Annotated in this window: 16 protein-coding genes and 1 pseudogene; all 17 read right to left on the bottom strand. The window is 42.4% G+C overall.

All coding sequences use genetic code 11. The annotated features are described in order from the left end of the window. Positions 1-76: 76 nt before the first annotated feature. Positions 77-493 (bottom strand): hypothetical protein, encoded by a 417-nt coding sequence (locus NLX73_RS06255; protein WP_254325649.1) that lies wholly within the window; start codon positions 491-493, stop codon positions 77-79. A gap of 219 nt (positions 494-712) precedes the next feature. Beyond that, positions 713-4141 (bottom strand): GH32 C-terminal domain-containing protein, encoded by a 3429-nt coding sequence (locus NLX73_RS06260; RefSeq protein ID WP_254325650.1) that lies wholly within the window; start codon positions 4139-4141, stop codon positions 713-715. A gap of 107 nt (positions 4142-4248) precedes the next feature. Next, the gene (locus NLX73_RS24930) at positions 4249-4569 is read right to left on the bottom strand and encodes a hypothetical protein (protein WP_302055266.1); all 321 of its coding nucleotides are present in this window, start codon (positions 4567-4569) and stop codon (positions 4249-4251) included. Positions 4570-4687: 118 nt separating this feature from the next. Next, entirely contained in the window at positions 4688-4846 is a 159-nt protein-coding gene (locus tag NLX73_RS06275) for a hypothetical protein (RefSeq protein ID WP_367997090.1), read from the bottom strand. After that, positions 4839-4928: pseudogene (locus NLX73_RS06280) on the bottom strand (hypothetical protein); the annotation flags it as partial. The pseudogene NLX73_RS06280 and the gene NLX73_RS06275, both read right to left, overlap by 8 nt. Positions 4929-5822: 894 nt before the next feature. Continuing rightward, positions 5823-7304, bottom strand: coding sequence for a glycoside hydrolase family 32 protein (locus tag NLX73_RS06285; RefSeq protein WP_254325651.1), 1482 nt, complete (start codon positions 7302-7304; stop codon positions 5823-5825). 11 nt (positions 7305-7315) lie between these two features. Further along, positions 7316-8551, bottom strand: a complete 1236-nt coding sequence (locus NLX73_RS06290) for an MFS transporter (RefSeq protein WP_254325652.1) — start codon at positions 8549-8551, stop codon at positions 7316-7318. Positions 8552-8749: 198 nt separating this feature from the next. Continuing rightward, entirely contained in the window at positions 8750-9733 is a 984-nt protein-coding gene (locus tag NLX73_RS06295) for a LacI family DNA-binding transcriptional regulator (RefSeq protein ID WP_061828412.1), read from the bottom strand. A 312-nt stretch (positions 9734-10045) separates the two neighbouring features. After that, a complete protein-coding gene (locus tag NLX73_RS06300) occupies positions 10046-10705 on the bottom strand; it encodes a histidine phosphatase family protein (RefSeq protein ID WP_254325653.1) in 660 nt (219 codons plus the stop codon). Positions 10706-10869: 164 nt separating this feature from the next. After that, positions 10870-11763, bottom strand: a complete 894-nt coding sequence (locus tag NLX73_RS06305) for a carbohydrate ABC transporter permease (RefSeq protein ID WP_250261334.1) — start codon at positions 11761-11763, stop codon at positions 10870-10872. 13 nt (positions 11764-11776) lie between these two features. Beyond that, positions 11777-12691, bottom strand: coding sequence for an ABC transporter permease (locus tag NLX73_RS06310; protein WP_254325654.1), 915 nt, complete (start codon positions 12689-12691; stop codon positions 11777-11779). A gap of 62 nt (positions 12692-12753) precedes the next feature. After that, complete coding sequence (locus NLX73_RS06315) at positions 12754-14490, bottom strand: type 2 periplasmic-binding domain-containing protein (protein ID WP_254325707.1); 1737 nt, start codon at positions 14488-14490, stop codon at positions 12754-12756. 324 nt (positions 14491-14814) lie between these two features. Continuing rightward, entirely contained in the window at positions 14815-16473 is a 1659-nt protein-coding gene (locus NLX73_RS06320; protein WP_254325655.1) for an extracellular solute-binding protein, read from the bottom strand. Between the two features lie 48 nt (positions 16474-16521). Beyond that, positions 16522-17928: a response regulator transcription factor gene (locus NLX73_RS06325; protein WP_254325656.1), complete on the bottom strand. Its 1407-nt coding sequence runs from the start codon at positions 17926-17928 to the stop codon at positions 16522-16524. Between the two features lie 2 nt (positions 17929-17930). Further along, on the bottom strand, positions 17931-19637 hold the full coding sequence (locus NLX73_RS06330) for a sensor histidine kinase (protein WP_254325657.1): 1707 nt from the start codon (positions 19635-19637) through the stop codon (positions 17931-17933). 806 nt (positions 19638-20443) lie between these two features. Further along, positions 20444-20575, bottom strand: a complete 132-nt coding sequence (locus tag NLX73_RS24935) for a hypothetical protein (RefSeq protein WP_302055267.1) — start codon at positions 20573-20575, stop codon at positions 20444-20446. A gap of 693 nt (positions 20576-21268) precedes the next feature. Continuing rightward, on the bottom strand, positions 21269-21484 hold the full coding sequence (locus tag NLX73_RS06335) for a hypothetical protein (protein WP_254325658.1): 216 nt from the start codon (positions 21482-21484) through the stop codon (positions 21269-21271). Between the last annotated feature and the right edge of the window lie 657 nt (positions 21485-22141).

Consider the following 22141-nt stretch of genomic DNA (forward strand, 5'->3'; position numbering starts at 1 on the left):
CGGAGCGCCCGCAACGTTCTGGGCGTCCTTCTTCTTTTTCATTGACATTTGTTCGAACGGAAATGTAGGTATTGCGCTAATCCTCATCCGGATGTTCGAGCAGCGTCAGCTTGGGCATATGCATCTCTGGAATATACTTCAGGGATTCCTGACGAATGATATCCACGTCACCGGAGTCTACCAAGCTCCCCGTCAGGGCAATAGTCTCCGGGTTCATTATTGCAATCAAGCTGGTTACGGCACGACCAGACAAAGAATGAAAAGTTGTCCGATCATGCAACTGGCGGTACAGCTCATCATGAGACATGCCAAATGGTAAAAAGGCAATCTCTCCCGTAAAGCAAGTAATATCTCTGTGGATATGTCCGCCCACCATCATGCCTGCTCCTGAGAAACAAACTTCAATAAATGTCGCAACCGCAACTGACTTTTCTTCATCATATCCCTGCTTCTGATAGAACCCATACACGGTCAGATTCATGTTGTTATCCACAATGACTTCCACCTCATGCTTTTCACGGCGGAATATTAGATTGTCTCTCCTGCCAGGATGGCAACCGTATAAGTCAGAGAATGACTCTTCACTTCAGCCTTGATGATGATGCAGGCAACATAAGAAAAGTTCTCATTGAAGCTGCACTTGCATCCTGCAGGGCAACGGGCTCCCCATTGACAACGTTCACTGTATAAATCGATTTCTTGGCTGCGGCATTTACAAGGCTGACATGATGATGTTTGCAGGTTCATCGTTGCTCACATTGACGTTTTGATAAGATGCGTAGCCGCCAAATACATGAAGTCCAAAGTGGCCTTCTGCAAAAGTACCATCCATTACATCTATGACTTTTTGTCTATCCACATAAACTACAATATGCGGTCCATTCGCTTCTATTTTCACCTTATAAGTTTGACCTGGCTGAATGAAAGTCGGTACTTTCGCAAGAACCTGCCGTTCTTCAAATCCTCCATTAATTTTATAGAACAGACGGATCGCCTTCATGTTAGGGTCTAGATTCAGATAGTAACCACTGCGCCCATCTTCGCTAGCCCTGAACAAAATAGAACCTGCCCCTCCTGTTTCACCAAGCATCATGTCTGCTTCATACGTAAAATTCCCAGCCTTCTCTTTAGCGATATAATTCGCATCGCTGAAATAATTACCACGAATCCCATTCTCGCGAACTAACCATGAAGCAGCAGACAGATCTTTGGTCCATCCACTCAGGTTTGTCCGGAACTCACCACCTGTGACTTTAACGAGCACACTAGCGGATGCTTTACCATCCGGAGTAGATACGGTGATCGTGGACACCCCTTCTTTTTTCGCCTCAATAACCGCCTGTGAATTGTCTATTACGTCTATGGCTATTACTTCTTTATTGCTGGACTCCCACTTAAGCGGTTGAACGCCAAAACCTGGTCTGTACTCGACCATTGCCTGCAGTGTGTCCGACTCCCCTATACCCAGTTCCCGAACCCTCGTATCCATCTTTATCTGAGCTTTTGAATTAATGTCCTCATTCCAGACGGATTGAAGTTGATGCACTTTCAAGGAAACAACGTTCACATTCCCGCCTTTCACGTAAAAACTCATCGCTCTACTGGCTGGATTCGGAAATATAACATCTGAAAAGACGACTTTGCCGCCGTTACCAAAGGCTTCAACGGAAGACTCATCCACAAGAATACGCATCTTGACCCGATTATTCTCCATTTGCATCGGCGCTTCATGCTTTTTATTGAAAAGGCTGGAAAAGTCCGTTACTCCAGATGCAGTTCGGTCCACAAACATTTTACTCTCGCTTGCGGTATAACCCACAACCGTCTTCTGATTTGTACCCTCACGAAGGTTAAAGCCGAACTCGGTCACTGTGCTGGCTTCAGGGATTTCAATTTCAGCTTCAATTTCGTAAGCACCTGAAATAATGCCTCTTAGCAGGTTCCCGGAAGAAGGACTCACCCCTTTGTTAGAAGCAGAGTACAACGGTTTACGCAATGATTCCAATTCTTTAATTGGACTTTGTGCCATCCGAATTCCATCTTCGGTCGTTACCAATGATACTTCTCTCGGAATGGTTAGTTCACCTTTCCAATTCGTCGTTGGGAAAGCGAACGGATAGTCCCAATTCGTCATCCACGCCATCATCACTCTGCGATGATCAGGCATGTTAGCAAAAGACATCGAAGCGTAAAATTCTTTACCAAAATCTGTTCTTAGCACCTTACCCGCCGGATTATCATTCACGAATTTACCATCAGCTGTTAAATGACCGATAAAATACTCGGCATCTGATCCACCAGTTTTTGGATTCGCTCCCGTACTGATCATCATAACCCACTTCTTCTGCGACGTTCCGTCTACCGGAAGCTGGAACAAATCAGGGCATTCCCATACACCTCCGCGGACGTAATCCCCGTATCCCCAATTATCTGTCAATGTCCAGTCAAGTAAATTCGTTGACGTATAGAAACGAATATGATCTCCTCCGGACACAACCATAACCCATCGGTTATTCTCGTCATCATAGATCACTTTCGGATCGCGGAAATCCCAACCCCCAGGGTCTTCTCCGCTCTTACCTGGGTTCTCGATCACGATCGGGCGGTCCTTCGAATATTCCCAAGTGCGACCTTGGTCCTTGCTGTATGCCAGACCTATACGCTGGTTCCCATTCGGGCCATCCGGATTAAAGGAAGTATAATATGCAATAAGGCCCTTGCCTCCTGAATCCCCGAATAAACCGGATGCATTCGTCATATCCGCAACAGCCGATCCAGACCAGACATGTCCGTGATCATTCCACGGAAGTGCAATCGGAAGCCGCTTCCAGTTCAGCAAATCTTTACTGACAGCATGCGCCCATGTGCCTCCATCCTGATGGAAGAGATGATATTCCCCTTCGAAGTAGACAAGTCCATTCGGATCACTTGCTGAACCACGTATTGGCGTGTAGTGATACTGAGGACGATATATTTCGTTATAATATTGGCTCGATTCCGTCACATAAGTATCCTGGAAGTAAGCCGTCCCCTGTTTGACGACGATTCCGGTATTTCCATTCGTGTAGGTTGAATCTTTCACGTCAATCGCGGCCGTAGTGTATCCGTCCAGGAAGACCTGAATTCGATTTCCCTTTGCCTTGATCTCCACATGATGTTTGGCTCCCATCTGACTCGGATAAGTACGCAGTGAACTTGCAATTACTGTTCCTTTCGTATTCGTCAAACTTACACGGACCTGATCTCCTTCCTTCGTAAGAGTAGCTTCATATCCATCAGCTCCATCGGCGGAGGAACGAAATGCGAGAGCCGCAACAGAATCAGGAAGAAGGGTAATATTCCCTTCATACACAATATCAGCCGCCTGTTTGTTATAGATTTGCTGTGCCTTGCTCTCATGTGCTATCGTCCCTCTTTTGCCGCTGATATCAGGCTGCCATTTTCCCTTACTTGCAACCACTGTACCCAAATTACCTTTCAGATCGCTCACCACGATGTTCGAAAACAAGGCGGATCCATCCCATACATGAAGTCCCAGCTTTCCGCTTCGATACGTAATGTCCTGAACATCAATCAAAGGTTTATATTGATTGCCCCAATATACTTTTAGCGAGGAACCCACTGCCTTCACTTTGAGATGATAGATCTGCCCCGCTTCAACAGAAACTTTACGCTCCTCCTTTAATTTCCCATCTCCATTCCTTGCATCTCTTAACCGAATCAGACCTGTATCCGGAATGATTTGGAGTATGTACGAGCTAAAGCCATCCTCATTAGAACGGAACAACAACGTTGAGATTGCCTTCGTATCCCTGATCATGACATCAGCTTCATAGATAAAATCATCGGACACCGTCTCGGAGATGGCCGTTACATTTTCTTTAGGCTGCGAAGTCAGCAAGATTCCTTCTGAAGTATACTCTAATACCCCTTTCCCTTTCACTTGCCAGCCTGTCAAATTGGTGTTTGATTTGGTTGCGTTTTCAAAAATAGAAAGCTCCTCCTTTGCCTGTTTACTTGCTTCCTGATCAGCGAACACAGCCCAACCCGTAGCCGGATTAGATGTAAAAACGCCCATTGAAGTCAGAGCTAACCCCGTTGCCATCAGAAGACATATTGCAAATTTAGATTTATCTTTCATTCCTTACCCTCTTTTCTAATGGAATTGAAAGTAGCGGTCAGCAACTCGAGCTTAACTGGCCGAGTCCTGGCGGCACAATATAATCAACAATGTGATCCAGTATGACACTAGAGCTGACATAGCCGTTCAGGTTCTGTAGCACAGCCTTTCGAATCAACGGGAACAGCTCTTAGCTGACTTAATTCACTTATGGGTGTTTGGATTAAGCAAATTCCCTCCGAATACGTCCTAAGCTGTATCTCTCGGGGGATTGACATGTGACCACGCCATTCTTCTGAAGGAAGAGTGGAAGCATAACGCCAATTGTTCATCCAGCCGACCCAAATCTTTCGTACGTCCTCGTTCGGAGTGCCATCCCAGGTCACGGCCGCATCCGGTGGTTCTGAATCGTTTGGATTTTCACCATTTCTATCCCCGACACTTAGCATCAGAATCTACTTAGTGATATTGGGATATTTATCCACTTGGATTTTAATTGCCTCAGGACATTCAAAAATATCCTCGATGAATACCCATAATATCGGAATTGAAACCGCTTGCAAAAGATCATTCCTTAAGATTCGAAGACGTGTAAAATTCTACACGGTCTCTTACGGCAAGAACCATTACCCACATTGACGATTCGTCATACCAAAACACCTTCGGATCACGAAAGTCTAGCATTTTCATTGGGAACAAAACAGGGTTACCTTGGCTGTGTATCATAAGGGGTATGTTGGTAGAACAGATGGTACTCTCCTTCACGGTAAACCATGCCGTTGGGATCATTCATCCAATTTTCCTTAGGCTAATAGTGTAATGGGGCTGTATTTATTTTTATAAAAAATATTCACTGGTCCTTTTCTGCTACTCATCTCACCAGATAAATGTATTTCTTTAATGTTACTCACCCTCCTTTTAGGTTATTTAGGATCTTAATAGAAATGATTCAACTAGCTTGGCAACTAAATTGGAATGCGTGCAAATAACTGCTTAGTGTACCTGAAAAATGCATCTCTTATGAACCAAAATAATCCAATAGCGTGCATTTGTCAATTTTTTTTACTTCATTTCACATATTTTTAGATAAATGAGCTTGTTGATTTTACATTTGCACAAAAATATATTAAATAACTCGAAAATGGAAACTTTTATTTAATTTTATCTAATCGTCCTTCTTTATTTTGTAAACTAAATGTATCTACAAATGTTTACAAGTTCTTGTTCTTTCCGGCAAAGGAACCAAGCTCTTGGTCTGGCCGCGGCAGCTGCAACACGTCCGATCCTCCTGCAGACGGTCCGATTTCTTCCCTATCTGGAATCCTCCCTTAATCCAAGCTTGGTTTAAGCCAAGCCTAGAGTGCAACCAGGAACGAAACAAGGACGCTCATTAATCCATGAACGCCCTTGCTTCAGAACTCACAACTTTATTTGACACCTTAGTCACCTTATTTTGATAAAGGGTGACTAAGATGCTCATATTTATTTTATTATTCACCTCTGATTTTTACAATTTTATGCTCCTTCATTCAAGACTAAATATCCACTCATTTGCCTTTAAAAAATATTAATTCTATCGCCTTTAAAAAACGACACTACATATTTTCTGCAGTGTCGCTTTAATCCGATTATCTTAAGTAATTTAGCGATATAAAATCTTACTTTTCTTTTACATAATATGAACTGCAATCTTTTCATTGAGTTATTCAGCTTGCCATATATCTTTCAATTTCCAATATGTCAGCCCATTTACTAGTGCCTCTCCACCCTCCGTTATGATTTCTATGCCTAGCAATTTCTCACTCGGATAGATGCGACTTGTCATCGTAGCTTGCCCTTCATTCGCAAACATTTCAATGGATGAGCGATCCAGATATACATGCAATGTCAGCTGCCCCTCAGCATTGAAGGCTGTTTGACGTACTCCATCTGTCTTCTTACCTGATTTAGAACAATTAAGCATAAGTTTCTGCTCCGGAATAGAATATGTGATAACCGTTTCTTCTCGACCTGTTCCACGAAACTTCAAGCCTACCATGTCTGCACTTGACTTCGTGAGGTCGAACACTACCTTAAGTTCAAGCAGGTCGGCTTCAACTTCCTTGAAGTAACTTCCAGAAATAGCGCCATATTGACACAAAATATGTTCACTTTGACGAAGCAACTTCATTTCTTCTACTGGATTCATCAGTACTTTATTATCGTCACCCAACGTAACTAAACGCGGGATCGTCATTGCTCCACACCAGCCGTCTGCTTTCGTCGGCATATCCGATTCCCACATATCCATCCAACCAATCGCAATGCGGCGACCTTGATCATCTAGAAAAGTTTGAACCGCATAGAAGTCATGACCATTATCCAACTCGATGAACTCTCCATGCTTATATTCATTACTATCATAATTATAATCGCCAACATAATATCCCGTCTGGAACAAGTTATTGTACTTATCTCCCTGCGCATCAATACCTTGTGGGGAGAACATAAATATATGCTTACCGTTCAGTTCAAAGAAATCAGGGCATTCCCACATGAAGCCCATATTCTTATCTCCCTGCAGAAGCACACCATGATAGGTCCAAGTTCTAAGATCAGGAGATGTATATAGAATAACACGCGGCAGATTTTCTTTCGTGCTATTACCTAGGATCATGTACCATGTATCCTCATGCTTCCATACCTTCGGATCACGGAAATGCTGGGAGCTATCTATCGGAGGTTCAGCGATTACGGGATTCTGCCTTAGTTTTGTAAAATGAATACCATCTGTGCTTACTGCCACATTTTGATTTTGGAAAAAGATATTGTTTGGTTGATCAATATAGTGATGGCCAGTATAAATCAATGTCAGTTCGCCGTTATTATCTACTGCGCTTCCTGAGAAGCAGCCATCAAGATCACACGCATCTCCAGGTACTAATGCAATCGGACAATGCTCCCAATGTACAAGGTCTTTACTCTTCACGTGACCCCAATGCATTGGACCCCAGTTCTCATCATAAGGATGATGCTGATAGAAGGCGTGATATTCACCTTTAAATTGAATTAATCCATTTGGGTCGTTAATCCAGTTTGCTGGTGCCATAATATGATAACCTAATCGGTACCGCTTGTTCATTTTCGCTTCTGCCTGTTTCAATGCTTCCTCAGCTTGCTTCGTATTGTTATTATATGTGTTCATCTGTCTTCCTCCTATGCTGTTTCAATAAGCTTGTTAGGCTTGGGGTTCAGCTTTTTCGGTTCTTTCTTTAAGGTAAAGATTGAGATTGTTGTAAAGGCAAATACGAAAACACCCATAATCACGTACGTATTTGCAAAGCCTCTAATGTCATAAGACATACCGGCGATTGGCGAGAAGATCGAAGCTCCTACCTGACTCGTAAACTGGTATCCCACCAGATATAGGATCGAAGACAGACGCGTATCGAAATTAGCAGCCAAGTACTTAAATACGGAGATCAGCATGATTGGCAGTTCCAATGCGTGAATCAATTTCATAGCTGAGATACCATAAGGTCCAATAACTAAGCCTGAACCCATGATCCGGAACGCCATCAAGAACCCTGCCAATATCAGACCCTTTTTTGCTCCAATTTTGTTGACAATGAAAGGCGCTAAGAACATCATGCCTGCTTCCAAGAATACTTGTAGGGAATTTAAGTAACCGTAAACTTGATTGCCTAAAGCAACCGTTGAGAACGTCGATGAAAAGTAATTCGGGAACTGCTGGTCATACACATTGTAAACACAGGTAACACCAAGAACATATAAAATGAAGAACCATAAATGCTTATTTGCAAACAAATAGCCGATGTGCTTAAAGTTAACAGATTCTGCTCGCTCCATCTCGGAATCTGTCATTTCAACTTTAATTGTCATCATAATGATAAACAGAATGACAGCAGATACGGATGCAATCCAGAAGTTAATGTTAGGGTTGATATTGAAGAGCTGACCAGCGAAAAATGTTGCTGCTGCCCAACCTAGCGAGCCCCACATACGAGATTTTCCGTATTCAAAGCCATATTTTCGGCTGACTTTCTCGACATAAGATTCGATGGCTCCGATTCCTGCCAAAAAAGAAATACCCAAGTATAATCCACCTACAATGGCGCCGAGAAATACATTGTATTGAAGTAACGGCCCATAGATATAGATATAGAAAGGACCAACAAATAAGAGTAAAGAACTGATTAGAAATAAAATATGCTTCTTCAATCCAATTTTATCAGATATATAGCCATAAAGCGGTTGCATACATAGCGCAAAGATAGCGTTTACAGTAAAGATAACACCTGTTTCAGCACCATTCAGACTGATTTCTTGCCCTAGCCAGATGGAGAACAATGAGTAACTTGCTGACCAAGTAAAGAAGAAAAAGAAGAAATAGGCACTTAGTTTCCAGTACAAGCTCTTTGACTTTCTCATATCGAACGCTCCTCTAAGTTAAACATTTAATGTAAATGAAAGCACTTCCGTATTTACAGATCGATTATATGTCAACCGCTTTCATATGTCAACCGCTTGACATATTTCTAAAAGGAAAAGAGCTTCCTCTTTGATTTCAATTACTCTAATAAGGATAGCTCCACCTTATATCACAATGCTGAAACTATGGAAATTGTATTAAGCTGTACTAGCTTCAATAAGTTTCACTGGTAGATAGGTTTCTCGCGGGACATCACTGAATCCACCTTCAATTTCTTTAATAAGTAACTCTATAGAAGATCTCGCGATCTCCTGTATTGGTTGCTGAATTGTCGTTAATTCAGGGAGAAGATTGCGGGTTGTTTCTGTTCCGTCATATCCAATTACGCGAATATCTTCAGGAACACGTTTTCCTCTACTTCTTGCTTTAGCAATAAAAGACGCAGCCACCAAGTCATTACTCGCAAACAATCCATCTACTTCAGGATGTTCATCGAGCAAGCGTTTAATCGGTTCATCGTGATTCTGTTGGTGGAAGGGATCATGTACTTCATAGGTAATTGCCTTTCGACCATACTGCTCCATCACATCTTCATATGCTTTTCTTCTTAAGCTTGCCGGTGTTTCCAATTCAACAGGGCCATTGATGTGTAAGATATGCTTGCATCCCTTTTCAATAAGCAGTTCTGACGCCAGTTTTCCACCCAAATAATTATCCGATCCTACAACTGGGATTGAATCGGATAGAAAGTGATCGATCGCAATGACGGCAATATTCTTCTGTTCATAATTTACGATACCTCGGTTGTGTGTACCAACGATAATACCGTCAACTTGATTTCGCATAAGCATATCCACATAAGATTCTTCTTTATCCAGCTGATTCAAACTGTTACAAAGCAACAGCTTATAGCCTAATGACGCAGAAATATTCTCTATATGAAAAGTCAGCTCTCCGAAAAATGGGTTGCTTGTAGTTGGAATGATTAATCCAATTAGATTTGTTCGTTTACTAAATAATGACCGAGCCACATCATTTGGTAAATAATTCAGTTCCTGCATCGCTTTATGAACTTGATCCTTCGTTTCTTGACTGATATAGCCACGATTATTAAGTACGCGAGAAACCGTAGTCGGTGAAACTCCAGCTAATTGTGCAACATCGTTAAGTTTTGGTTTCATTGATTCAACCTGCCTTCTCTCCATGCCAAGTCTCCAATTATTCTATTATTTTAACATGGTTAAACGTGAAAAACATGTCTCCAGCATTCTGTGCTGTATATGCGATGACATAGTCAATCCCGCATACGAATTTCAAGCAAGGCATAAAAAGTCGAGCATAGGAAATAAATTACTCCCTGCTCGACTTTTTTGTTATTAGATTAATTCACTTCTACTTCAACCACGGCTCTTCAGCAGTTTAAATAATTACCCATAAACTGCCCTGCCAATCGCTTACACCCTTAATGTGGTGAAAACCGGCTATTTTTATCTCTAGAAGTTCTTAATATTTAACTCCTCTAAAGATACTTGTGTAACCACTTCATAGCCTTTTCCTACTCCATAAGGCTTTACAACGATAGTTCCCATGTCTGGAATTTCGCCTAAACCAATTTCCTTTGGGAAACTATGGGCGATAATGACCGTATTACTCCCAGGGGACGGTTGGATTTCCAAAATTGATTTGAGGGAACTTAATATCCATTCCTGTTCTATCGGGTTCAAATCGCCGCTCAATCGATAAATTTGATACCAAAAAGGATTTACTTGAACATTCTCCCATCCGAAAGCTAAAGCAGCCGTTTCCTGGGTTCTGCAAAAAGGGCCAGCGCTAATTGGAAGTTCAAGGGGAATGCGTAAGCTGCGTAATAATTCCCCGTAGATTATAGCCTGTCTTCTACCTTCTTCGGAAAGATTCCTTTGGGTAGAACAATTCTGGAAGTTAAGGTATGGCTGATCTATTCCCTCCGTTGCTTCTGCATGCCTCGCATAGAGAATATATCCGCCTTGTCGAAGTGAATTTACCAACGAAAAGTTGGATAGTACTGCCTCTCGAATGAGAAGGATTCGATTTAATACACCGTGTTCATGCATCAAGTCTTCAGTAAGTGAAATCGTTTCCGGTTCTGTTGCATTTTCATCGGATAATGGCATCAAATCACTTCCCCATTTAGGCTCTTTTACAGATCTTTTGGCGTCTATACAGCCTATTCGAGAAGTGGCAAGTAAGTACGATAATGCTAAAAATCAAGAACTGCCTTGAGTATAGGAAGTCAACATTACTATCTTGAATGCTCCGTGGATATAACAGCATACAATTACTCTTTTACCGATCCTACAACAATTCCAGTCACAAAATATTTTTGAAGCAGCGGATAAATCAGCAGCAGCGGGATGACAGCGACTACGATTTTAGCCGCATTTAGATTTTTGTTTGAAATTTCAGTCAGGTTGCTGAGTTGTGCTGAGTTGGTGCCGGATTGAAGAAGTTCCGCAATATCCACGTTAAGAGACTGAATATAAGTCATTAGCGGATAATTGCTGACTTGGGTCATATAGATCAAACCGCTGAAGAAATCATTCCACGTTCCCACGATACTGAATAGTGCTACCGTCGCCAGCGCAGGGATGGACACGGGAACATACACTTTGAACAGGACCTGGAGCGGATTCGCCCCATCGATGAATGCTGCTTCTTCTAGCGCCTTAGGTACAGCAGAGAAGAAGTTCATGACAAGGATGACACTAAATATAGGGACAGCTCCCGGTAGAACAAGCGACCAAATTGTATTAAGCATATCGAGGTTTTTAATCAGTAGATAACTCGGGATCATCCCGCCGCTGAACAGCATGGCAAAAATCATGACATTCATATAAACGTTTCTGCCCCTAAATTCCCTTTTCGACTTGGAGAGCGGGTATGCCATTAAAATAATAAGAATCATGTTGAGAAGAAGTGTGAGCACAACACGTAGAACAGAAATGCCAAAGGAACGCCAGAACTGAGCATCATCAATAATTTTCGTATACGCTGCTGTTGTAAAATTGACCGGTACGAGACCTACAGCATTAGCTGACACGGCCTCGCTGCTGCTAAATGAAATCGCAACGATATTCCATAACGGAAGAAGGCAGATCAATGCCAGCAATATGACGATGGCATTGATGACAAACCGGCTAATTCGATCTTTTAGGCTTACAGAATATGACATAGGCAGTGCCTCCTTAGAATATTTTTCGGTCGGTGTATTTTTTGGCCAAATGGTTGGCGGACAATAGCAAAACAATACCGATCACTGACTTGAACAGGCCAACAGCCGTACCGAAGCTATACTGTCGCCCAACGAGCCCAATCCGATATACATAAGTATCCAGAATATCTCCCGACTCATAGACAACCGGATTATACAGATTATAAATTTGATCGAAGCCGGCACTCAAAATATTGGTCAGACTCATCACTCCCATGAGCAGGATAATAGGCAGCATACCTGGCAACGTAATATGCCATACTTTTCTCCACCAGCTGGCTCCATCCATTCCTGCCGCTTCGTACAGACCCGGATCAATCGAAGTAATTGCAGCCAAATAGACGATGGAACTGTAACCGAACTCCTTCCACACGTCTGTCCCAATAATCAGCGGCTGGAACCAGGTGTTGCTGCCGAGAAAATTAATATTCTCCAGACCGAAGAAAGCCAAAATTTGATTCACAATTCCATCCAAACTGAACATGTTAACAACCACGGACGCTAGAACTACCCAGGATAGAAAGTGTGGCAGATAAACAATTGTCTGAACGGATTTTTTAACGAATTTGATGCGGATCTCATTTAACAAAATGGAAAAAATGATAGCCATCATGGTTCCCAATAGAATCTTGGCAATGGCAATCACCAACGTATTACTAAAAACCTGTGCGATGTCTGGCAGCTTAAACATATAAATAAAATGCTTCAGCCCTACAAATTCGGAGCCAAACATCCCCTTGGCTGGTATATAATCCTGAAACGCCGTAATGACACCGACCATCGGAACATAGCTGAATACCAGCAAAAATAAAATTCCCGGAAGCATCATCAGATGATACATGGCACCCGTGTCCAACCGACCTTTTGCTTTATCATTTCCCTGTTTCATGGATGGACCCCTTTCCTAAAGAAAGGCTGCGTATCGCAGCCCTTCTAGCAGTTCATGATTATTTATTTATCGGATGCGGCCTCGTCTTTAATTTCCTGAATTACCTGGTCACCGCCTTGTTTCTTCCAATTGCTAACGAAAGTATCGAAGTAATCCAGAGATTCTGCACCAGTCACGATTTTGATGAAAGATTCCTGCTCCATCTTGGTCAGATTAGCCCATGTCTGTTTCATGCTTGGTGTAGTTCCAGAGAAAGCGGGTGTCATCCAAACGAATTTGTTTTCCTGTGTCAGTTTGTCGATGAGTCCCACTCCGTTGATACGCGAGTGATATTTCGACCAGGCTGTTACGTTATCCGTATCCATATCGCTCAAGTAGGTTTGGATACTTTCAATATTGTTCTTTGATTCTGTTGTCCGGACCTGATCCAGACTAATCTCCCCTTTAATCCCGCGAACAACGTCAGAGTAATCATCCAGCAGCGAGGTAGCCGAGTTGACTTCAATATTAAAAGGTCTGGTAGAACCGTCTACGCCGTTCTCTTGATACTTGGCGGCTTCTGGCATAGATGTTTCCACATTTTTATCATTTGCCAGTTTATCGTAGAAAAGGTTTACTATTTTAACGGCGAGTTCCGGGTGTTCATATCCTTTTCTCACAACGATAAACTGATTGGCTGGATTGGCGTGTGCCACGTGTACCTTTCCGTCTGCATCCTCCAAAGTGTAAGCCGTGAATTTCGCATTCTTATCCATCTGCTTCACGCTGCTCAAACCCCAGTCGGGAATATGCCATGGTCCAAAAGCAATACCGCTTTGGCCGTTGGTGTATAGTGCCGTAATATCATCAAATGTGCGTGTTCCAAATTGCGGGTCGATGATGCCTCTCTTGAACCAATCTGCCATGACGCCTAACATCTGCTTGGTTTCCTTTGTTGTCGAGCCATAAACAATGCTGCCATCCTTTCCCTTCATCCAGTATTGAGGGAATGCACCCTTGGTGGAGGCAACTCCCAGCATGGTATAGGCGGAACCATTATAGTCACTTGTATTCAGGGTGTTCACAAAGGGAATACCTACCGGTTTCCCGGATTGGCCAGGATCTCTTTTTAGGAATTCCTCGGCCGTTTTCTCCACATCATCCAGCTTGATGGCCCCGTCTCCGTCTGCGTCAAGTTGGATACCCAGTAAATCCAGCCAATCCTGACGAACCCAGACCATGGTTGGCGCGGAATCTAGGGAAGTAGCCGGAAGTCCCATTAAACGTCCATCTATCGTCGCATTATCTAATGCACGGCCCTCATAAGATTCGTAAATGTTCTTGATGTTATCTGTGGCATACTGTTTGTAAATTTCCGTCATATCTTCAATCAGATCATTATCAACCAGTTCTTTGAGTTCATCCTTGGAATCGACACGCATCATGTCAGGCAGTTCCCCAGAGGCGATGGCGAGAGAAACCTGACGGCTGTAATCTTCTCCGTTGGCTTCAAATTGGTCTTTAATCTGAGCGTTAAACGTTTCTTTGACCAGCCGAGTATACGCGTTGTTCTCATACGTATCTCCAGCCGGCAGTTTCGGGTTGGCTGTAGTCACACGACCCATCGTTACGGTTATTTCGTCTTTATAGGCACTGAATGAGTCTCCCGGTGTTGTCTCATACTTGCCCGCTTCCTCCGCAGTGGGAGGTTTGGAGGAACCCCCACAGGCTGCAAGGGTTGAAATCATCAGGGCAGACATCGACAGCACGGCCAGACGTCTAGTCAACATGTTTCTTTTTATGAACCATTTAGTTCTCATCACATTCGATTCCCCTTCGTTCTGAATATTTCTCTATCGTTGTTGTTTGCGCTTTCATTATAAGACTCGGAGAAGACAAATCGAGATAGGGATTGAACGTCTGTTTGGATAGAGAAATGTATACGGTTTCATTCGGGATCATGAAGCCATAGTTGGCTTGTAAGCATTTATCCTACCTACCGACATACATTTGTCTATCCTTACTTACTAATCAAAGTGAAGAACAAAAAAACCGGCAGCTCCTGAAACAGGAATCTGTCGGCTTGATTAATGGATTTATAAAAGTGTCGTGTAGAATTTATCGTATCACATTCATGATGGTCTTCAGCGATGATTATGGGCTGCGGTCACCTCCACAGTCACTTGATCGCCCCCTTGTTCCTTCCATTCCTCGACAAATTGATCAAATGAATCGATTGGTTCAGCGCCTAAAATAATTTTCAAAAATGTATCATGTTCCAGTTTCGATAGTTCACCCCAAGCCTTCTCCATCGTTGGAGTTCGTATATAGGTAAGGCTTCGAACTTTATGGATGTTTTGATCGAAGAAATTTCTCCCACCTACAAGAAGCGAATAACTCCGCATAAAGCTGTCGCTGTGTTTATTCCAATAGGAAATACCATGTTGATCATAAGGCTTCAATTTGGTTTGTTTTATCGTCGAAACCAAGTTTTCCAGTAATTTGTATTCAGACTTGCCCTTGAAATCGGCGGGTGTTTTGGTTCCCATCAGAATATCCTGCGCGGCCTTCGATTCATATCTTGCCTCATCTGCCGGAGCAAAGAAATTGCGGCTCAGCATAAAACGCGTACCGTACTTGAACTCATCACGAAGGTACAGATTGTTAATTTTAATGATCGCTTCGGGATGAGCATATCCTTTTCGCACCACCAAGAATGAACTTGACGGATTATCCACCTTCACATGGTATGCTCCGTTTGCATCCAGCGGGAGTGCGTATGCTTGCCAGTTCGCCTTCGGCTCGTTCTGCCAAGCGCTCGGAAGGGGCCAGTACCCAGCATAGAAACCTTGAAAGAACATCCCCGCCTGACCGTTAATGACCGTTTCCTCCGCTTCTTTGCGGATGCCCATTTCTGGATCGAGAAGGCCTTTGGCGTACATTTCACGCAGCTTGACCAAGGCGTCCTTCGTTTCCGGTAGAACCGAACCGTATACAGGTTTTCCATCTTTGCTCAGCCAATATCCCGGGAAAGATCCATATGCTGCGAAGATCGGCGTTAGATCAAAAGCAAAAGCACTGTTGTTGAAATCGTTATACAGTCCAGTGCTTGAAGCAAGGCCAATCGTATCCCGCTTACTGTTTCCATCCGGGTCATTCTCCACAAAGGCCTTGGCGATAGCTTCCAGGTCATCGACCGTTTTCGGCGGCTTCAGTCCAAGACGATCCAGCCAATCCTGTCGAATCCAGAGCATGCTGAAGTCTTCCGCTGTCACAGAAGGAACAGCCATCATCTTGCCATCGAAGGTCACTTGTTCCATAGCCAATCCGTTTGTGCTATCGATAATTTTTTTTATTTCCGGTGATACGCTGCTATTGTATGCCTCGGTTAGATCTTCAATTTCTCCAGCCTTGATCATCTCGTTCAGCTGCACCTGATTTACAATCATGGCATCCGGCAGATCATTGCTGGCGATAGCCAGATCGATTTTCTGACCCAGATTTTCCTTCGACACCTGCCATAATACCTGGACATCAATGTTAAGGTTTTGTTTAATCATCGTTTTCCACATATTCTTCTCAAGTGTTTCTCCTCCGGATAGATCCGCGCCTGTTGGGTCTACCACATATCCCAGCCGGATGGAAACGGGATGTTCATATTTCCCCAATGGATCGGCAGTAGCAGTGTCCGAGATTGTTTTCGTTGATCCCGTTGGTGATTCCCGGAAGTATGGGCTGCTGAAATATACTGTCCCTGTAATTAAGCTGACGACAAGAACACACGCAGCCATCTTCTTAATCATCGCTTTCCCTTCTTTCGCCCGGATTATTGACTCATCTGGGAGAATACGCTATTTATCCCCTCTGCCGAGCTGTCGATATTCGCTTGGCAGCAAACCTGTCAATTCGCGAAAAATTCGGCTGAAATATTTTTCATCCGTATAACCCACTCGCTCCGCAATCCAGAAAATCGTGTTGGTTGTATTCAATAAATACTCTTTAGACTTCTCTATTCGTATAAATCGGGAGTACTCATTAAAGGTTTTCCCCATCAAATCCTTGAAGCATTGACTGAAATAGCTTCGGCTGATGTTCAGTTGTTGGGACAGACCTGAAGCTGTAAAAGCTTGGTCCAAATCATTTTGCATGATCATAATCGCTTTTTTCACGGCGTCTACAATTTCTTGTGAATACGAAGTCTGTTCATCTGCCTTACGAATGCCCACAGAGGTCTGCTTGATCCAATCTTCTACCTCGTACCAGGATTGAAAAGAATGGATCATTGAGATTCTACCCAGCGTGGTCTGAGCAAAAAGGTGATTCCATTCCATAACTATAGAGTATAGCAAACCCATCAGCTGGCCTTTATGCAGTCTTAGTGATTTGAACTGTTCAATCAGTTGGTTGTAGTAACTGTCATTGTGGGTCCATGGTGATAGGAACCAACTTTGCTTAATACGATCCATGTCTTCATCCTGCGGTTCTATTGGAAATGAGTCCTCCACATTCATCGAAACGGAAATGACAGGATCATAAGGATTGTATGCATAGAATAAGGACGTTTCTGTATAGTTCATAATCCAGTTTTGGATTTGCAACCATGTTCGCTCTTGTACATCGGACAGAACCAGCAAGGCGCCTTGGGGAACTTGATCCAGGTATTCCTTCAGTTTATGGAACAGCTGATCCTCTACGTCCATGGGTGCCGTCCACATCCAGCTGTTCCGTTCAACCTCCCAACGGATCTCATCTGCATTGGATGTCAGTTCAATCGGCCAGTTCTGTCCTGACTTGCGATCCAGTGAAATAAGTGCATACACATGGCGATAAAGGACATTGGTCTCACTTAGCAGCGGCAGCTTTCGTCTTGTATTCGCCAGCTCGTCAATCCGGGTATGTATTCGATGCAGCACGTGTTCGAATTGCTCCTTCTCGAGCTGAACTTTGGCTATATAATCGATGGCTCCCAGCCTGAGCGCTTCCTGGATATAATCGAAATCTTGATGCAGTGTTAATACGACAATATGTAGTTCTGGATAGAGCTGCCTGGCAGCTCGCATCAATTCAATACCTGACATTACCGGCATCGCGAGATCCGTCAACATCAGATCGACCGGTTGGGATTTCAGAAAATCCAGTGCTTTCAACCCGTTACTTGCTTCTCCTACAACCTCCATATTGAACTCGTTCCACGGCATCGCGGAGCTTATTCCTTTTCGTACCAATTTATCGTCATCCACAATCAACACCTTAATCATCCTCAGACATCTTCTCCTTTGATAGGAAGTATGAGCAGTATACTTGTCCCTGTACCCAATTCACTTTCGATCACCAGTTGTGCTTGATCTCCGTACTGTGCCCTCAACATGCGGTGGACATAATTGAGTCCGATGCCCATCCCTACTTTTTTATGTTCAGCTATACGATTGTTCAGAAGTCTTTGAATCGCTTCCTCGGTCATACCTGCACCATTATCCTGTATTAAAATATTCAGCGTTTTGGCGAGTGTAACCTCAATTTGAATAAAACCTTCGTCACTCAGTCCATGATAAAGTGAATTTTCAACCAACGGTTGCAGAATAAAACGAGGCACAGGTATTTGTAGCACTTGATCTTCCGCTGAAATACGCACGTCAAATTCAAAGTCATATCGAATTTGTTGCAGGATTAGGTACTGTCTTAGCGCATCAATTTCCTCTTCCATCGTGGATACTTGCCCTAATTTACCCAAATTGTAATACAACAACTTGTTCAAGGATTGCACCAACTTGTCAATCTCCCCTTGTCCGTGCATAACGGCCAACCAGTGCACAGTATCCAGCGTATTCATCAGAAAGTGAGGATTGATCTGATATAACAATTTTTCCACTTCCAAATCTGCACGGATCTTCTCTTTCTGCTGCACTTCCTTGAACAGGTCGCCGATTTGATGCTGCATATTTGCGAATTCCCCCAGCAGAAAGTCAAACTCGGGAATTTGAGTGCGGATCTGGCTGCCTGCCTTTTGTGGATTCTGAGACATTCCGTTAATTTCCGAATGGAATAGACCGAGTGGTTTGTAGACGGTCTTCCACAGAAGCCAAGCAAGAAATACAGTAAATCCGAAAAAAAATAAAGCGACTAGTAATATTTGAAGCAGCCACTGGTTTTTCTCCTGTTGATACTTAGCCTGCGAAATTACCGATATAACGCTCCAATTCTGAGAGGCGTCCTCCTTAAACCAATGGTAATCACGGGATATTCCATCTTTTGTAGTACCTTTCGATAAGCTGGAGAAATTCTCCCCGACCTTCATCGCTTCTGGAATTTCACTGTAAACAATGTTGCCCTCACCATTCAGGATCAAATGCGATAAAGCTCCTTTGTATTGATTGTAATCCAGTATATCCTGTGTAAGACGAAAGCCGGATTCGACGTAAATATATACATCGTCCCTTTGAGGCAGTTGTACCTTTCGCATAGCAGATAAAACGAGCTGATCATCAAATCGGTTCATACTGATATGGGGACCATAGTATGCAATGCCATATGATTTGAATAGCACAGGCAAAGACTCGGGGGAAAAACGATCTTTGATGGGAAAGTTAGCGAACTGTGTAGTGCCTTCTTTCTGGAAATAGTATAAGGTCAGACCTATATTCGGATTAGTAAACGTTACGACATTTAACTCATTCTTTAATTCATCTCTAGCCTCAATCAATTCAAATATATTGGAGGAAGGCTTCAAGACTTCATCCAGTTTCTTACCTAATGTACCTCTATATGACAATTGCTGAGTAACATGATTCAGGTTGTTAATTGAATTCTCCAGTGATGAAGTTACCTGCTGTAGATTGCTCCGAATTCCATCATTGATTTTATTCGCAAAAATGGAATCAATGGTATAGTAAGAAATTACAAATATACTAATAAAGGGGATAAATGCACTGAGAAAAAACAATAGAAAGATTCTTTTTTTAAGTGTCATTCCGACCCATTCTCCTTAGGTAAATGAAACAGCAAGCCCCTGGTTATGGAGCTTGCTGTTTATGAACAACAGCTCTATCAATTATCGTGTTCCTCATAGGCAGCGACCTATTTGAAAATTGGTGACATCTCAATCCCTTTCATATTGAAAAAATCAGGATACTTCCATCTCTGTGAGGTCCAATTCTGTTCATAATTATAGATTGATATTCAAATATGTCAAACGCTTTCATGGAATTCATAGAGCTTATTCTCTCTTCATCTTTGCAGACATCGATTTGTCGTGTTTAATTGCTTATTGTAGTCCTTCCGTTCATCACGAACCAAAAAAAGAAGCGACATCATTCCAAGGTTTTTCTTGTCTTTATGTGTTTTCTTCTGTTTTCGGCTCTACCTGTTCTTGTCTTTCCAGTGTCTGTCATTCTACTTAGATTTTCTGTATACAAAAAAAGGCTCCCTCCGTTGTTCTTCAAATATATATACTTGCTGAACTCCTTTGTCGGCACTTAATATCGATTTCAATAAAAGTGTTCTCCGGCCAGATTGGGAGCAAACACCAGTAACGCGGCCTGACGATTCATATTTTTCCTTCTTTCTGAGGTTTAGCTGTACCTCTTGTCCCAGCACCCGATTTACAGCCTTGATAAAGGCAAGATATCCACCATCGGTATCGTTCCGATGAGGAAGTGCCAAAAGCATTGTCTCTTCAACCTGGTTTTCGTCTAACTCATAGCTGTTTGTCAGGATTTCTCTGATCTCATCGACGGGTGTACCGAGAGCAAACTTCTGAACTGCTTTATAGACATCTTAGTTCTCATAGATATCGATATCCTTCCGTGTCACCTTCTGCAAATCGGTAAAATCATATATTTTTTTTACGGAATACAGCACCGGCAGCACAATTGAGATCAGACCCGCAATTGTTAAAATTTCATTCATTCCCCATGCCTCTTTCCCTATCACTCAGTTGACAGCTTAGCCGATGAAACAGACAAACAAGGTAGTGCCCATCTCACATACTAAACCTCCTTATCCTCTTGCTTCTGAGTTCAGCGTAACATTTTCACCATTAGTTTAGGATTAGGGTTTTCATATAGGTATAAAGATCATCTTAAGATTTAGATGGCAGATGAAAAATAAAGAGACCATGCTCCATAAGAGCATGATCTCTAATTACATAATGGTATTGTTACCTAGCCATCATTTCCAACCTGAAGCATACGGTAACCAACTCCGATATGTGTTTGAATAAACTTTGTTTGAGATGATGTTTTTCTATTTTTTTCTCAGCGTTGCCATAATGTCATCCTGTGCCCACCCGCTGTTATATTCTCTCTCAATCCTTAGTATATCATGAGCAAAATCAGTACCGTATTACGAATTTGCCTACAGCATTAAGGTTGCATTAAGATCCGATCTTATGTAATAACATCCTTAAAGAAGCCTCAAAATCCTGATTCTGTCCTAGCTTTCTCAGTGGAAGGATAGCAGCACAAAATAATATAAAAAACTTTCTCAGGCTGGTTAAGCACGAATTTTAAATGATTTTCGGTTTTTTTGAAAATACAGTGAATTTTTCCTGTTTGTAAAAAAATTCAAGATTGCACGTTGTTGCAATCTAGCTACAGCGTATTAAAGGTTCCACGCATGAAAAATAAGACCATCCTTCGTCCTTTCCGGGAGTCCGTAGTTTGCGACAGCCGATAGCTTCGCATCCGAACCGTCTAACTGCCGAACATCGGCATTCGCCTGTGCTTCGGGATTAAAGCCAATCGTTTGCAACAACAATGCGACAAAGAGAATGATACTCCAGATACGTCTCAAGATGGGGCTTGCCTTCCTCCTCATACTAAACTCTCCTTTTTAATTTTATTATACAACCAACCTCTCTTGAGAGATGAGGAGTAAATAAAAGAGGGTAAAAAAACAAGATGTATACGTTTTCAAAGGGGCAATCGTTTGCACATAATTGTACTCAGAGACATGGTTTTATTCATTTAACAATTTGTCAATGCTTATATTAAAGATAAATTTCTAACGGCTTCCCCATCTGCTCCTTGATCCGTTCACTCCACATTCTTCGTTTAAACATACGCTTTTCTCTGAAAATCCATCTTTTCACTGTTTTTAGCCATTCACTGACTAGCTTCTTGCAAAAACTCTTCGAATATGTGGATTAAGTTCTCGCTATGCTATTACATTGAAGGAATCATCCCCTTTTTAGTACTAAAATATAAACCCTTAAAACCTTGAAAATATGTCCCTAGCAATGCATTGACCAGTAAAAGTATGGATGATATAATCATAAAAGGAAAAAATCATTGATATAGAGCCCTGTGTTAATGGGCTTTTCTCATAGTTTCTTTTGTAAGCGCGTACAATGATTATTTTCCATATATACCGTGGAGGAGGCGATCAATGAATCCATTTTATCAAAATAAATGTCTTTCTTTTTTTTACTTTTAATGCAACCGTTTGCATTATCTTCCCTACTAAATATTATCA

Source organism: Paenibacillus sp. CH40 (assembly GCF_024213605.1).
GTDB classification, from domain to species: Bacteria; Bacillota; Bacilli; order Paenibacillales; family Paenibacillaceae; genus Paenibacillus; species Paenibacillus polymyxa_B.

Bases quoted from the DNA above. Each gene is read 5' to 3' on its own strand.
- NLX73_RS06260 (WP_254325650.1), bottom strand. From the start codon at position 4,141: ATGAAAGATAAATCTAAATTTGCAATATGTCTTCTGATGGCAACGGGG.
- NLX73_RS24930 (WP_302055266.1), bottom strand. From the start codon at position 4,569: ATGCTAAGTGTCGGGGATAGAAATGGTGAAAATCCAAACGATTCAGAA.
- NLX73_RS06275 (WP_367997090.1), bottom strand. From the start codon at position 4,846: ATGATACACAGCCAAGGTAACCCTGTTTTGTTCCCAATGAAAATGCTA.
- NLX73_RS06285 (WP_254325651.1), bottom strand. From the start codon at position 7,304: ATGAACACATATAATAACAATACGAAGCAAGCTGAGGAAGCATTGAAA.
- NLX73_RS06290 (WP_254325652.1), bottom strand. From the start codon at position 8,551: ATGAGAAAGTCAAAGAGCTTGTACTGGAAACTAAGTGCCTATTTCTTC.
- NLX73_RS06295 (WP_061828412.1), bottom strand. From the start codon at position 9,733: ATGAAACCAAAACTTAACGATGTTGCACAATTAGCTGGAGTTTCACCG.
- NLX73_RS06300 (WP_254325653.1), bottom strand. From the start codon at position 10,705: ATGCCATTATCCGATGAAAATGCAACAGAACCGGAAACGATTTCACTT.
- NLX73_RS06305 (WP_250261334.1), bottom strand. From the start codon at position 11,763: ATGTCATATTCTGTAAGCCTAAAAGATCGAATTAGCCGGTTTGTCATC.
- NLX73_RS06310 (WP_254325654.1), bottom strand. From the start codon at position 12,691: ATGAAACAGGGAAATGATAAAGCAAAAGGTCGGTTGGACACGGGTGCC.
- NLX73_RS06315 (WP_254325707.1), bottom strand. From the start codon at position 14,490: ATGAGAACTAAATGGTTCATAAAAAGAAACATGTTGACTAGACGTCTG.
- NLX73_RS06320 (WP_254325655.1), bottom strand. From the start codon at position 16,473: ATGATTAAGAAGATGGCTGCGTGTGTTCTTGTCGTCAGCTTAATTACA.
- NLX73_RS06325 (WP_254325656.1), bottom strand. From the start codon at position 17,928: ATGATTAAGGTGTTGATTGTGGATGACGATAAATTGGTACGAAAAGGA.
- NLX73_RS06330 (WP_254325657.1), bottom strand. From the start codon at position 19,637: ATGACACTTAAAAAAAGAATCTTTCTATTGTTTTTTCTCAGTGCATTT.
- NLX73_RS24935 (WP_302055267.1), bottom strand. From the start codon at position 20,575: ATGAATGAAATTTTAACAATTGCGGGTCTGATCTCAATTGTGCTGCCG.
- NLX73_RS06335 (WP_254325658.1), bottom strand. From the start codon at position 21,484: ATGAGGAGGAAGGCAAGCCCCATCTTGAGACGTATCTGGAGTATCATT.